Raw genomic sequence first — 13,643 nt, forward strand, 5'->3', positions numbered from 1 at the left:
TGTGAGGAACCGGAATTCGTTGGACTGCGCTTTCCGAAAAATCAATGACTCAACAGCAAATTCCGTCGCCGCTCGGCCGTCTTAGAAGCGGAATTAGCTGGGCTGCAGAGAAAAGAAGCGCGAATTAACTAGACTGCTCCGCATGCTCCCTTTTTCGCACTTCTCGTTGCAAGGCTTCTCCCCGGCTGCTCAGTGGCTCTTGCCGACCCCGAGGCGTCATTCGAGTTCGCGAGGCTCCCAAGTCAGCTTCCGAAGTACGGCGGTCACTTGTCATACGCGAGCGAGGTTCCATCGGCCTCAGCGGTCTGTTACCCCGTCCGTCCTGAACGTCGAACGATAATGCAATCAGAACGTGGCTTTTTATTTCCTGCTGCATGCCGCGGATTGCGATTGCCGGTAGCGCCCCGGACTTTGTCCAACGATACGTTTGAACGCGGAATTGAAGGCAGCCTCTGAACCATAGCCGATGCTTTCGGCGACCGAAGCTATACTTTTCCCTTCTCGCAACGCGGCGCCAGCTTTTGCGATACGCCAATCGGTCAGATAATCGATGGGCGTCATGCCGACTAGCGTCCTGAAGCGCTCGGCAAACGTCGTGCGCGACATGGCCACCGCCGCCGCGAGTTCATCGATTTTCCAACGCCGGGCTACGTCCTCATGGATGAGGGCAAGGGCTGTCCCAATCTTTGGATCGGCCAGCGCGCCAAGCCAACCCGGCGTATGCGCTCCCGACGCCAAATATTCGCGCAGGACTTGCACAAGTACCATGTTCGCGAGGCTCGATGCGGCAACCGACGCGCCCGGCCGGGACATCTGCGTTTCAAGTCGCAGCAGATCTAGCACGGCCCGCAGCGCCGGAGCCGTTTCAGAAGCAGCCGGAATATGGATAAGCGGCGGCAAGGACTTCAGCAAGAGTTCGCTGGTATCGGCGTCGAAGAGGAAGCGGCCTCCGGCTGCACTGACCTTCTCCCCGCTGCGGCCATAACGCACGATCCCGTCTGGGCAAAGGCTCGTAGCAAGCACTTCACGGCCGTCGACAGGAGTGAGCGAAGGGTCGCTTCCGGTGCAATACGCCCGCCCTTGAGTCAACAGATAGAAATCGCCCGCCCTCAGCTCGACCGGCGGGGTGCCATCTTCGAACCATAGCCAGAAAGCACCTTCCAGGACGCTACCGAACTTGATGTGTTCATAAGCAGAAAAGCGCAGCGACCATGCGCCATACACTTCCAGCCGTGCCGACAGCACGCTGTCGACTTTGAGCAGGTGAAAGACATCTGAGAGCGGGTCCATCCGAATCCGGACGATCGATAAATAAATACGTTGATTCGATTATAGATTAGACGACCCTGCTAGACGAACATTGGATGTGCAGAGCGTGCGGGGCCATTTCATGATTCTCGCCCTCTTAGACAAGTGATGAGGAAAATATCATGTCGACAATCAAGGACAAGGTCGTTGTCATCACCGGTGCAAGCAGCGGCATCGGCGAGGCAGCGGCACTGCTACTGGCTGAGCGCGGGGCGAAAGTGGTGCTGGGCGCCCGTGGCGAGCATCGGCTTCGCGACCTCGCCGATCGAATTGCCAAGGCGCGGGGACAATGCGCATGGGCATGCACGGACGTTAGGCGCCGAGAGGACATGTCGCAACTTGTAAAACTGGCATGCGAGCGATTCGGTCAGCTCGACGTGCTGATCAACAACGCTGGCGTCGGGCCGATTTCTTCTCTCGACGAGCTGCGCGTGGACGATTGGGAAGACATGATCGACGTGAACATCAAAGGCGTGCTGAACGGTATTGCAGCGGCGTTACCGCTCTTTCGTACGCAGGGCTTCGGCCACTTCATCAATACCGCGTCCACCGCCGCTCATCGCATCGCGCCGAACATGGCGGTCTACGCCGCGACCAAGAGTGCGGTGCGCGCGATCTCGGAGGGGTTAAGGCAGGAGGCGGGAGACAAACTGCGTGTAACGGTCATTTCACCCGGCTTCACGCGGACGAACTTTGCAGAATCGGTGACCAACCCCGAAGCCAAGGCGCAAATCTCCGCTTCGATGGATAAATTCGCCATGCCGCCGGACGCCATTGCCCGGGCGATTGCGTTTGCAATCGAGCAACCGGCCGATGTTGACGTGGGCGAGATTATCGTCCGCCCCACGGCGCAGGGATAGGTTGCTGCCGCCGCAGCCGGCATTATCGCTTCTGGCTGGTAGCTGACATTTCAACAAATTGGTCTGGTCGTTCGCATTGGCCGATGCGACGGGCATCGGCGGCCGGCGAACGGCCGGAAACTGAACGGAGAGCAACACCTGAATGTCAGGTTCACGACACTAGCAAACGGCTCTTTATGGCCGACAACGGCCCTCCCTGGCACGCCGAACCTCGGCACTGGATCCGCCGTTGACTTCTTATCGCTCTTGCGACGACAGCCGCCATGTCGGAATGCCGTCGTCGAAGCTATTGAACCACTCCCGGATCGCGTCGGCCACAATGCTTGGATCGCAAGTGGCGGCATCCGGAACGCATGCCCGAATGAGATCTTCGAAGTCAAAGCGTCGTTCCGCCCGAGCCCGCAAGGCGTCGCGGTTGCGGGCGAGGATAGTGAGTTGCTGGTCGCGGATCGGGATGTAACGCATGGCGAATACAGTCCCGTATTGACGGCCGCCTCGCCGCAGTAGATGGCCGCGTCGTCCATTTTGGGATCCAGTCTGTGGATTCAGACGTCAGCAGCGCCAGGTACCGTGAAGGCAAGCAACCTCACACGCTTGTTGCGGGAGATATTGACGCCTTACCAACTAGAAGGTATAAGCCGTTCATGACTGTAGACCGACGAACTGAACTTCTCCGGCAGGCGGAGTATCTGATCCGCACGCGCGGATATTCTGATTTCAGCTACGCTGACCTAGCCAAAAGCGCTTCGATTTCGAAACCCGCTGTCCATCACTATTTCCCGACGAAAGAGGACCTCGGTGTCGCTCTGGTAAACGAATATCTTGAGCGGTTTCGAGAATGTCTCAGTCGCATCGACGCTAAGCACCGTAAGGCAAAGGACAAACTGGTTGCCCATGCTCAACTTTTCGCTGACTCATTGAATGACGGCATGCTGCCTCTCTGTGGGGCGTTGTCTGGGGAGTGGTCAGTCCTACCGGAGAGCGTGCGTTCATTAACCTCTACCTTCTTTCAGCTGCATTTGCAGTGGCTAGAACGCATTATCGAGGATGGCATTGCTGCCGGGGAACTGCGTGCTGATCGCTCAGCGAAGCGGTCGGCCCTAATGCTTCTCAGCTCCCTGGAGGGCGGCTCCCTCGTAGGCTGGGCCTTAAGGGACAATGCGTCGATCCTTACAGGATTTGAGGAATCGCTCCGCGAGCTTGCGGTCTGAGCGGCCTTGTAGGAGTCCGATGTCCTCTATCGCATCCTTCCGGCAGGAAGCCTGGCTGACGGACTGCCTTGTGTGACGATAAGGGAGCCGCGTCCGGCGCCCCGCAGCCCGTTCGATTTGGCTTGCGGACTGCGTTCCGAGCCGCCGCATCCCGGTGAATATCTGCCAGTAGAATGCAATCCCTCTCCCGCTGATCATCCTGGCGGATGGCATAGCTTTTCGTTCGTGCCTTAGGTACCCATGGCGACGCGTACAACCATTCCGAGGGCAATCAAGGCGGCGACCAGAGCGAAACCTTGTTCAAGGCGCCTTCTGCTTAGTTTGCTTGCGGCGCGTCGACCGCCCAGCATCCCGAGCAAGGCCCCTGTCGCGAACGGCAAACCGACACTCCAGTTCATACGCCCTGCGATCGCAGTGGAAACAACGCCGGAAGCGGAGACCAGCGCGATAACGGTCAGGGATGTCGCCACTATGGCATGCATTGGGGCGTTGGTAGCTTTTCTAAGAGCAGGGACGATGACGAAGCCCCCTCCAACGCCGAGTAGGCCGGATAGAAATCCAGCGCCAACCCCCGAGAGAGCGAGTGCCCGGCTGCAGGAGGCCGTCCAGACAAAGCGGCCGGTAGCGTTACTCAGTTGGCAAGGCGGCAAAGGCTGCGCGGCGTAAAGGCTGGGATTCGGCTTTGAGGGCGTCTGCACGAACATCCGCAGGGCCACGAAGGCCAGAACCAGAGCGAAGAGCAAAGTCAAAGGGCCATTCGGCAGACGATGTGCAAGCCAAAGGCCGACGGGCGAAACGACTGTACCGGCTACAGCCATCAGTACGGCGGCTCGGTAGCGCACGATGCCTGCACGCAATCCCATGGCGGCTCCAACCGCAGCGGACAGGCTGACCGCCAGCAACGCCACTGGCGCGGCCTCTGCGATGTTCAAATGCAAACCGAACAGCAGCAGTGGTACTGCGAGAATGGCGCCACCTGCTCCGGTTAGCGCCAGGATTACACCGACTACGGCACCTAGTGCCGCGCTGCTGCCAATAAAACTGTCCATTTACGTAGTGTTGTCCGACGTTGTGAATAGGAGGGCGCTGGGAAGTCCTCCTCCCGCCCGCATAGGCAGCAGGCGTCGGCTTAGAGTTGCTGGAGGAGCGTACGGTCCGAAAGCGTCTGGTGCCGCAAGGGCATCGAGGCGAAATCACGCTGCCATAGAGCCTGTCATGAAAGATCCAAACCGGTAGAGCCATCAATTTTTGTGCCTACCTGTCCCGCATAGCTATGAATCGGCTGATTCCGCCATGAAAACAAGGACGTAGCGCGGCATGAACGAACGTCCCACGCGCGAAGAGAAAGGCCTAGTGCGACATATTCACTGCCAGAGCGGCAGATGGCAGCCACTTGGCAGTAGCCGTAAAAGTGCGCCGAAGGGGCCAGCAATTAAGCCCTTGACAGCCCCAAACGGCTCGCATACGATACTAACCAACTAGTAGGTAGGGTGCTGCGCCACCGGGATCGTAATTCAGTCCAGATGGAGCAGCGCTTTTTTTGACCAGGGAGATTACCAACTAGTTGGTAAGTTGGCTGCTCCCACGTGAGGAAAGACTATGCAAGCTAAACAATTTGACGGCCGCAAACTCCTGGTCGTTGGTGGAACGAGTGGAATTGGCCTCGAGACAGCTCTGATGGTCGCCGAGCAAGGGGCTGCTGTCGTCGTCATCGGCAACCGCGCGGACAAGGCAGAAGCAGCTCGCCAAAAACTTGCTGCAGTCACGGGAGAAGGTAAGGCATTCGCCCTGACGGCCAATCTCACCGACTTCGAAAGCGTTCAAGACCTCATTGGCAAGTTGGAAGGCGAGCACAAGGATATTGACATGCTCGTGAATGCCGCTGGGATCTACTACCCCAAAGCATTCCTTGAGCACTCGCTAGAAGACTACAACAGCTATCTCAACCTGAACCGGGCACTGTTCTTCATCACCAAGCAGGTCGCTGCATCGTTGGTGTCCAGAAAACAGCCGGGTTCTATCGTCACCATCACGGCGAGTGCAGCGAAACAAGCCATCGAAACGGTGCCTGCTTCAGCCTATTCCATGGCGAAAATTGGGCTGGAAGCCATGACCAAGCATGTGGCAACCGAGTTGGCAGAGCATGGCATTCGTGTCAACGCAGTTTGCCCGGGCATCGTCGAAACCCGAATCTTCGAGCGCTTCATTCCCGGCGAGCAGTTGGATGACGCACTTAAAGATTTCCATAGCTTTCACCCCCTTGGTCGCAATGGCACGCCCCGCGATGTCGCCGAGGCAATTGTTTTCTTGCTTTCCGATAAGGCTTCCTGGGTGACAGGCGCGGTTTGGGACGTCGACGGCGGTGTGTCGGCAGGTCGAAAACTGGGAAAGTGATTCGCGGAATTTTTCACTGAAAGGAGACGTTACATGGCAGCAAAATGGGCTGAAAAAATGACGGCGCTCGTAAAGAGCGTCGGTGCCTTCGGGAAAGCAAACAAGCCGGTGGCAGAGGCCTTCCATACGCTCGAGACTGCGACCCGAGCCGAGGGAATTCTGGACGCCAAAACCCATGAGCTGATCGCGCTGGCTGTCGCCGTGACCACTCGATGCGACGGTTGCATTACGGCGCACGCCGCTGCCGCAAAGAAAGCAGGGGCCAGCCAGGCGGAGATTTCGGCGGCACTTGGTACCGCAATCGCCCTGAACGCCGGCGCTGCGTACGTATATTCCGCCCGAGCTCTGGAAGCCTACGAGGAACTGTAAGGTTTCCTTCTGGGTAACGACACACGGCAAAACGAAGACGTAAAACCTAGCTAGCAGCTAATACTGAAAGGATGCAAAGAGCTATGAGCAAATGGACTGAACGACTGACGGATCTGATCAAGAGCGTTGGCGGATTCGAGAAAGCAAACAAGCCGGTGGCAGAGGCCTTCCATACTCTGGAGGCCGCAACTCGCGTAGACGGCATCCTGGATGCCAAAACCCATGAACTCATCGCCCTGGCTGTCGCGGTGACTACGCGATGCGACGGCTGTATTACCGCGCACGCAGCCGCAGCAAAGAAGGCTGGTGCCAGCAAGGCTGAGATTTCTGCAGCTCTTGGCACTGCCATTGCCCTTAACGCAGGGGCGGCATACGTCTACTCTGCTCGTGCGCTCGAAGCTTTTGAAGAGCTCTAAGCTCGAGGCGTTGCCGGTAGAAATCCTCTTGCGATGCAATGCTCGATCGCAAGGGGAACTAATGTGCTGAACCTCCTTACTTTCGATGGAATCCACCACGCCAGGCGGTGACCGCTTGCCAGCGGGAACTGTCGCGCGGCATGCGCTATTTGGGCAGGAGCGGATGGTTGCTCCTCCTACTATCTGCTCACGCGTACACGGCCGGATTGAGGGAGCCACACGCGCTAGGCTAGCCAATCGCGGCCACCGACCTTGTTCATTCTGAGCGCACGCAGCCTTTGCTGTCACCACTAACACTGGGCGCTGAAGTTAGCCTCCAGGGCGAAACCATTGAGGCCCGGCGCCCATGCCAGCGTGAGGCCTCGACCTTACTTCATGCAATGGCTTGTTGCCTAGAGGCTTAGCTGGCCTAAGCAATCGACGCAAGAAATGTCGTTTTACGCCTATGTGGATGAGCCCTACGATCCTAGCACGCATACACACATGCGCCTCGGCGAGGACTCCCCATTCAAATAGGAGGTAAACGATGTCAAAGCATGCCGCATCTGTTCACTGGAGCAGGATCGCACATCCGTTGGAGAGCGATACCTATTCGCGCAACCATCAGGTATCGCTCAATGGCGAGCAGAACGTGAACGTCTCGGCGTCGAAAGAGTACAAGGGCGATCCCCGGTGTGCAGATCCTGAGCAACTGCTCGTCACGGCGTTGGCGAGTTGCCACATGCTCACATTTCTCGCTATCGCGGATCTTCAAGGGTACCGAGTCGAACAATACGATGACTCGCCGGTGGGGCACCTGGAAAAACTGGACGATGGTCTGCTGGGTATCGGAAGGGTAGAGCTTAGTCCCAAGGTCGTCTTCGGCGGTACCAAGACGCCCGACAGCAATGCGCTTGCTCGGTTGCACGCAGCGGCACACAAGAACTGCTTCATCCGAAACTCACTGAAAGCGCAGGTATCCATTTCGTAGCCCAGGGCATTACAAGACCCAGGAAATGGAGGAGACAAATGAAGAATATAGAAATCACGAAGCTCTTGAGGAATCGGTGCTTCCGAGAGCTGGTATATGAGAGAGCCAGGCTCTCGATGGCCCTGAGCCTCGTCGTGCTGGTCGGATACTACGGATTCATATTGACTGCCGCCTTCTATCCGACGCTGCTCAGCCTACCAATATCGGAGAAGTCACTCGTGACGGTAGGCTGGCCCATTGGTGCTGCGCTGATCATCATCTCCTGGTTGCTTACTGGTTGGTACGTCTACTGCGCCAATCATCGCTTCGACGATCTCAATGCCCAGTTTCTGAGGGAGGTGCACTGATGCGCTCGACGTCTCCGCACCATCTCCTTGTCGGAACTCTGCTAGTGGCTTGGACGGGTAGTGCCCTCTGTGGGCCCGTTGTTTCCGCGGCGGAAAAGCAGCCCCTCAATGTTCCGGCAATTCTGATGTTCTTCGTTTTCGTCCTTGCAACCCTTGGAATCACGTGGTGGGCGGCCAGGCGAACGCACTCGACGTCTGACTTCTATAGCGCAGGCGGCGGTATCACAGGCATGCAGAACGGATGGGCTATCGCCGGCGACTACATGTCCGCCGCTACGCTCTTGGGGCTGTCCAGCCTAGTCTTCGCAAAAGGTTACGACGGTTTCGTGTACGCGATTGGCTTCTTCGTCGGATGGCCAATCATCATGTTTCTGCTTGCCGAACCGGTGCGGAATCTAGGGAAGTACACGCTGGCGGATATTGTCTCAGCTCGCCTGGACAAAACTAAGGTGCGCCTCTTCGCATCGGTTAGCTCTCTCACGGTGGTGTGCTTCTACCTGGTTGTGCAAATGGTAGGCGCAGGCCAACTCATCAAGCTGCTCTTCGGACTTGACTATCAACATGCGGTCATTGTCGTGGGCGTGTTGATGGTTGTCTACGTGACCTTCGGCGGCATGATTGCCACCACTTGGGTACAGATCGTCAAGGCAGCACTGCTGCTCTTTGGGGGAGCACTGCTGTTGTTCCTGGCCATGTCTCGCTTCGGATTCAGCTTTGATGAGCTGGCTCGGCAAGCCGTCGACGTTCACAAAGATGGTGGAAAGATCATGGGGCCCAATGGGCTGCTTTCTGACCCCATTTCTGCCATCTCCATGTCGATCGGCGTAGTGCTTGGCCCAGCGGGTCTGCCCCACATCCTGATGCGGTTCTTCACTGTGCCGAACGCAAAAGAGGCTCGCAAAAGCGTATTCGTGGCGAGCGGCCTGATTGGAGCCTTTTTCCTGATGGTTTGCGCTCTTGGGCTTTGCGCGATTGTTATCGTTGGTAGCGATCCAGCGTTCTTTGAGGGCGGCAATATCAGAGGGAAGATCCTGGGCGGCGGAAACATGCCGGTAATGCATCTGGCACGCGCAGTCGGCGGGAACATCTTCTTGGGGTTCTTGTCTGCAGTCGCGTTCGCAACGATTCTCGCCGTCGTATCCGGTCTGGCATTGGCTGGTGCGTCTGCCATCGCACACGACATATATAGCAACATCATCTGCAAAGGGAAGGTAAAGGAAAGCTCCGAGATGCGTGTCTCGCGTTTCGCTACGCTGGGCTTGGGCGTGGTAGCGGTTGTGCTCGGAACGGCGTTCGAAAACCAGAACGTTGCGTTTCTCGTGAGTCTTACCTTCGGAGTCGCAGCTTCGTCCAACTTCCCGGTGCTTGTGTTAGCCATCTACTGGCGAGGCCTCACGACGCGTGGCGCACTGGCGGGCGGCATCGCAGGACTGACCTCTGCCGTGACAATGGTGATTCTCTCCAAGGCGGTTTGGGTAGATGTACTGCACAACGTTGCGGCTGTGTTTCCGTACGAGAACCCAGCTCTCTTCTCGATGCCGATCGCTTTCCTTGCAGCGTTTGCTTTTTCGAAGCTCGACAAGACGGAACGCTCGAAAGCGGAACGGAGTGCATTTGATGCGAGCTGGATCCGGGCCCAAACCGGGCTGGGTGCAGCGAGCGCAAGCAAACATTGAGTGCATTTCTGAAGCAAGCGCAGTCGCCACCGGCCATGACGACTGCCTATATGTAAGACGCCGGATCTTAATATAACTAAGGAGCAACACAATGAACCACGCCGAGATGCAATCCCTGGGCATCGAATTCCCGTATCAATCGTCCTACGACAACTTCATCGGTGGAAAGTGGGTTCCCCCGGTTTCTGGCCTGTATTTCGATAACCTGTCACCCATTACTGGCGAAGTCTTCTGCAAGATCGCGCGCTCCAACGCGGATGACATCGAACTTGCCTTGGACGCTGCGCACGCTGCCAAAGACGCATGGGGACGGACTTCGGCCACCGAGCGAGCAAACGTGCTGGCACGCATCGCCGACCGGATGGAAGCAAACCTGAAGCGGCTCGCTGTAGCCGAGTCGATTGATAACGGGAAGCCACTGCGTGAAACGATGGCTGCGGATCTGCCGCTGGCTGTCGACCACTTCCGCTACTTCGCCGGCGTGATTCGTGCTCAGGAAGGTGGCATCTCGGAAATCGACCGCGACACCGTTGCGTACCACTTCCACGAGCCACTTGGTGTTGTCGGCCAAATCATTCCCTGGAATTTCCCATTGCTGATGGCTACGTGGAAGCTTGCCCCTGCGCTGGCCGCCGGCAATTGTGTGGTGCTCAAGCCCGCCGAGCAGACGCCAGCGTCAATCATGGTACTTCTCGAGGTCATTGGAGACCTGCTGCCGCCGGGCGTTCTCAACGTCGTCAATGGCTTCGGCCTGGAAGCGGGCAAGCCGCTGGCATCCAACAAGCGCATCGCCAAGATCGCGTTCACGGGTGAAACGACGACCGGTCGGCTGATCATGCAGTACGCCAGCCAGAACCTGATTCCCGTCACGCTGGAGCTGGGTGGCAAGAGCCCCAACATCTTCTTCGAGGACGTGCTCGACAAGGATGATGCGTTCTTCGACAAGGCGCTCGAGGGCTTCGCGATGTTCGCCCTGAACCAAGGTGAGGTCTGCACGTGCCCTTCTCGCGCCCTGATCCAGGAATCGGTCTACGACCGCTTCATGGAGCGGGCAATCAAGCGCGTCGAGGCCATCAAACAGGGGCATCCATTGGACTTGTCCACCATGATTGGTGCTCAAGCATCCAACGAACAACTCGACAAGATCCTCTCGTATATCGACCTGGGCAAGCAAGAGGGGGCGCAACTGCTAGCCGGTGGCGAACGCAAAGTGCTGGACGGTAGCCTCGCGAACGGCTACTACATCAAGCCGACCGTATTCCGCGGTCACAACAAAATGCGAATCTTCCAGGAGGAGATCTTTGGGCCGGTGTTGTCGGTGACGACCTTCAAGACGGAAGAGGAAGCACTCGAAATCGCCAACGATACGTTGTACGGTCTCGGCGCGGGAGTGTGGACCCGCGACGGCACTCGGGCTTATCGCTTCGGTCGTGAAATCCAGGCGGGCCGCGTCTGGACCAACTGCTACCACGCCTATCCGGCACATGCCGCGTTCGGTGGCTACAAGCAGTCTGGTATGGGTCGTGAGAATCACAAGATGATGCTCAATCACTACCAACAGACGAAGAACATGCTGGTCAGCTACAGCCCGAACGCCCTCGGCTTCTTCTGATCCTTCTGTCCCCGGTCTCCCTCGTCGGGGGCCCGGGGTAGTTGTTCCATCTATACCGGCAGTCGCAGTGCGTCCACTTGCTTCCGTGGTATTGGAAAAACAGATCCATGAACGATCCTTCCCGCAACATTCGCAAAACGATTACGGCCAGCCATTGGGGAGCCGGGATAGTGGAAACGGTCGGGGGTCGGATACAGTCCGTAGCGCCTTACCGGGACGATCCAAATCCATCCCGAATCAACGAGAACATTGCCGATAGCCTTCAGGGCACAGCACGTGTCCTTCGACCGGCGATTCGGGAGGGATACTTGCGTAAAGGACCGTTGTCACGTTTGGGTGAGCGTGGAAAGGACCGGTATGTAGAGGTGAGTTGGGACGCAGCTCTCAATCTGGTGTCCGAGGAACTGTTGAGAGTCCGTTCCATGCACGGAAACGAAGCCATCTTTGCGGGTTCCTATGGCTGGGCAAGTGCGGGACGCTTTCACCATGCGCAAGGTCAGTTGAAGCGCTTTCTGAATGCATTTGGTGGCTCCGTCCGCTCGGAGGGGAACTATAGCTTCAACGCGGCGCTGGTACTGATGCCACACATCGTCGGCAATTTTCGGGATCATGTAAAGCAAGCGACGCGTTGGCGCACAGTCGCCAAAGAGGGACGACTGGTAGTCATGTTCGGTGGACTTCCGTTGAGAAACGCGCAAGTGGGCAGTGGTGGTGTCGGTAAGCATCGGCTGCGCCGCGAACTCGAGAACTGCGTGCAAGCCGGGGTCCGCTTCATCAACATCAGTCCGTTTCGCGGCGATGCTGACGACTTTCTCGAGGCGGAGTGGCTGCCGCCGACCCCAGGTTCCGATACGGCCATCATGATGGGAATCGCACACACGCTTCTGTCTGAAGGCCTGGTAGATCGAAGCTTCCTCGATCGCTACACGGTGGGATTCGAGAAGGTTGAGTCATATCTTCGGGGAGAGCCCGATGGGCAGCCAAAGGACGCGGACTGGGCTGCGAAGCAATCCGGACTGCCTGCTACGCGCATCCGAACCCTTGCACACGAGATGGCTGCCCAACGGACACTTATCTGTACCGCCGCGGCACTCCAGCGTGCCGACTACGGCGAGCAGCCGCTTTGGATGACGGTTGCATTGGCATCGATGCTCGGACAGATTGGACTGCCGGGCGGCGGGTACGGCATTGCCTATGCTTCGGAAGCGACTATGGGATGTATAGACAGGCCGATAGGATGGCCGGCGTTTCCCCAAGGTGAAAATCCTGTGGACACGTACATCCCTGTGGCAATGATTGCCGATATGTTGCTTCACCCTGGCCAAGCCTATGAGTACAACGGTCAGAAGATGCAGTTCCCGGACGCCAGGATGGTGTGGTGGGCCGGTGGTAACCCTTTCCACCATCATCAGGATCTGAATCGGTTGCGCCAGGCGTTCCAGCGCCCGGAGACCATCATCGTCAATGAAATCAACTGGACGGCCACCGCACGACACGCCGATATTGTATTGCCGGTAGCGGCCCCGCTGGAACGAACCGACTTTTGTGGTGGTACGCAGGACAATTCGCTCATTCCCATGCCGCAAGCAGTTCCCGCACCGGGCGAGGCGCGCTGCGAGTATGACATCTATTGCGATTTGGAGAAACGCCTCGGGTTAGGCATGCAGTTTAGTGAGGGCCTATCCTCATCGGAGTGGCTCGAAAGGATGTGGAGTGAGCTCCAAGGTAACGCAGAGCGTAGCGGGATCGAGTTGCCAGATTGGGCGGACTTCCTTTCGGGAGATGTGATTGAGCTCGAGGATAGAAATAAGGATGCGGTCTTTCTCTCCGATTTCCGAACCGAACCGAACAGGTTTCCACTCCCCACGCCGAGCGGGAAGATTGAGTTGGCGTCTGATGTAATTGCAGGGTTCGGCTATAGCGATTGCCCGGGCCACCCCACATGGTTTCCACCACGCGCCTGGCAGTCATCGACTGCCCAGCAGTTTCCCCTCTCGCTGCTATCTGGTCAGCCAGAGACCCGGCTTCATAGTCAACTCGACAATGGAGCGTTCAGCCTAAGCCGAAAGGTCCAGGGACGCGAGCCAATCTTGATTCACCCACAGGACGCCGAGGCGCGGGAAATCGCCCACGGAGATGTCGTTGAGGTGATGAATGAGTACGGCCGTTGCCTTGCAGGGGCCGTCGTCACCCGTCAAATAAAGCCCGGAGTTGTATTCCTTTGCACGGGTGCCTGGTATGACCCCGATTTTTCAGCTCCAGACAGTCGAGACCGCCACGGGAACCCCAACGTCCTTACCCACGATCTACGGACTTCGCGGCTCGCGCAAGGACCGGCCTCTCACTCGGCACGTGTCGAGATAGCGAAATTCACAGAATCTGCGCCGAGGATCGAGGTATTTGACGCGCCAGTCATCGCTGACCCTGCCTAGGTGTCTGCACTTCTGAAAGTGAAAAAAATTGGCGAAGCGACGCTACGA

At 57.6% G+C, this 13,643-nt stretch carries 13 protein-coding genes; 10 read left to right on the forward strand and 3 right to left on the reverse strand.

From position 1 onward, the window contains the following. Window positions 1-360: 360 nt before the first annotated feature. A complete protein-coding gene (locus tag AC07UK_RS18770) occupies window positions 361-1,290 on the reverse strand; it encodes an AraC family transcriptional regulator (protein WP_494686137.1) in 930 nt (309 codons plus the stop codon). Between the two features lie 140 nt (window positions 1,291-1,430). Between AC07UK_RS18770 and AC07UK_RS18775 the strand changes: the two genes are divergently transcribed. Further along, entirely contained in the window at window positions 1,431-2,168 is a 738-nt protein-coding gene (locus AC07UK_RS18775) for an SDR family oxidoreductase (RefSeq protein WP_494686138.1), read from the forward strand. 237 nt (window positions 2,169-2,405) lie between these two features. On the opposite strand, the gene AC07UK_RS18780 is transcribed toward AC07UK_RS18775, so the two are convergent. Further along, window positions 2,406-2,633 carry a hypothetical protein gene (locus AC07UK_RS18780; RefSeq protein ID WP_494686139.1) on the reverse strand — a complete coding sequence of 76 codons (228 nt, stop codon included), beginning with the start codon at window positions 2,631-2,633 and terminating at the stop codon, window positions 2,406-2,408. A 179-nt stretch (window positions 2,634-2,812) separates the two neighbouring features. Here AC07UK_RS18780 and AC07UK_RS18785 point away from each other — a divergent pair, with 179 nt between their 5' ends. Further along, on the forward strand, window positions 2,813-3,379 hold the full coding sequence (locus AC07UK_RS18785; protein WP_494686140.1) for a TetR/AcrR family transcriptional regulator: 567 nt from the start codon (window positions 2,813-2,815) through the stop codon (window positions 3,377-3,379). A gap of 230 nt (window positions 3,380-3,609) precedes the next feature. Here the strand turns inward: AC07UK_RS18785 and AC07UK_RS18790 are convergent, their stop codons facing one another. Continuing rightward, window positions 3,610-4,428 (reverse strand): sulfite exporter TauE/SafE family protein, encoded by an 819-nt coding sequence (locus AC07UK_RS18790; RefSeq protein ID WP_464227487.1) that lies wholly within the window; start codon window positions 4,426-4,428, stop codon window positions 3,610-3,612. Window positions 4,429-4,978: 550 nt separating this feature from the next. Here AC07UK_RS18790 and AC07UK_RS18795 point away from each other — a divergent pair. The 8 genes from AC07UK_RS18795 (at window position 4,979) to AC07UK_RS18830 (ending at window position 13,595) form a co-directional block, all read left to right on the forward strand. Next, window positions 4,979-5,773, forward strand: a complete 795-nt coding sequence (locus AC07UK_RS18795) for an SDR family NAD(P)-dependent oxidoreductase (protein WP_494686141.1) — start codon at window positions 4,979-4,981, stop codon at window positions 5,771-5,773. A 33-nt stretch (window positions 5,774-5,806) separates the two neighbouring features. Then, window positions 5,807-6,142: a carboxymuconolactone decarboxylase family protein gene (locus tag AC07UK_RS18800; protein ID WP_494686142.1), complete on the forward strand. Its 336-nt coding sequence runs from the start codon at window positions 5,807-5,809 to the stop codon at window positions 6,140-6,142. Between the two features lie 83 nt (window positions 6,143-6,225). Continuing rightward, window positions 6,226-6,558 (forward strand): carboxymuconolactone decarboxylase family protein, encoded by a 333-nt coding sequence (locus AC07UK_RS18805; protein ID WP_494686143.1) that lies wholly within the window; start codon window positions 6,226-6,228, stop codon window positions 6,556-6,558. 526 nt (window positions 6,559-7,084) lie between these two features. Beyond that, the gene (locus tag AC07UK_RS18810) at window positions 7,085-7,528 is read left to right on the forward strand and encodes an OsmC family protein (RefSeq protein ID WP_494686144.1); all 444 of its coding nucleotides are present in this window, start codon (window positions 7,085-7,087) and stop codon (window positions 7,526-7,528) included. 38 nt (window positions 7,529-7,566) lie between these two features. Continuing rightward, the gene (locus AC07UK_RS18815) at window positions 7,567-7,875 is read left to right on the forward strand and encodes a DUF485 domain-containing protein (RefSeq protein ID WP_494686145.1); all 309 of its coding nucleotides are present in this window, start codon (window positions 7,567-7,569) and stop codon (window positions 7,873-7,875) included. Continuing rightward, window positions 7,875-9,551, forward strand: a complete 1,677-nt coding sequence (locus AC07UK_RS18820) for a cation/acetate symporter (RefSeq protein WP_494686146.1) — start codon at window positions 7,875-7,877, stop codon at window positions 9,549-9,551. Before AC07UK_RS18815 ends, AC07UK_RS18820 begins: the two co-directional genes overlap by 1 nt. 91 nt (window positions 9,552-9,642) lie before the next feature. Then, window positions 9,643-11,163: an aldehyde dehydrogenase gene (adh, locus tag AC07UK_RS18825; RefSeq protein ID WP_494686147.1), complete on the forward strand. Its 1,521-nt coding sequence runs from the start codon at window positions 9,643-9,645 to the stop codon at window positions 11,161-11,163. 107 nt (window positions 11,164-11,270) lie between these two features. After that, window positions 11,271-13,595 carry a molybdopterin-dependent oxidoreductase gene (locus AC07UK_RS18830; protein ID WP_494686148.1) on the forward strand — a complete coding sequence of 775 codons (2,325 nt, stop codon included), beginning with the start codon at window positions 11,271-11,273 and terminating at the stop codon, window positions 13,593-13,595. Window positions 13,596-13,643 lie beyond the last annotated feature (48 nt).

Source organism: Cupriavidus sp. GW821-FHT07C08, from assembly GCF_059419025.1.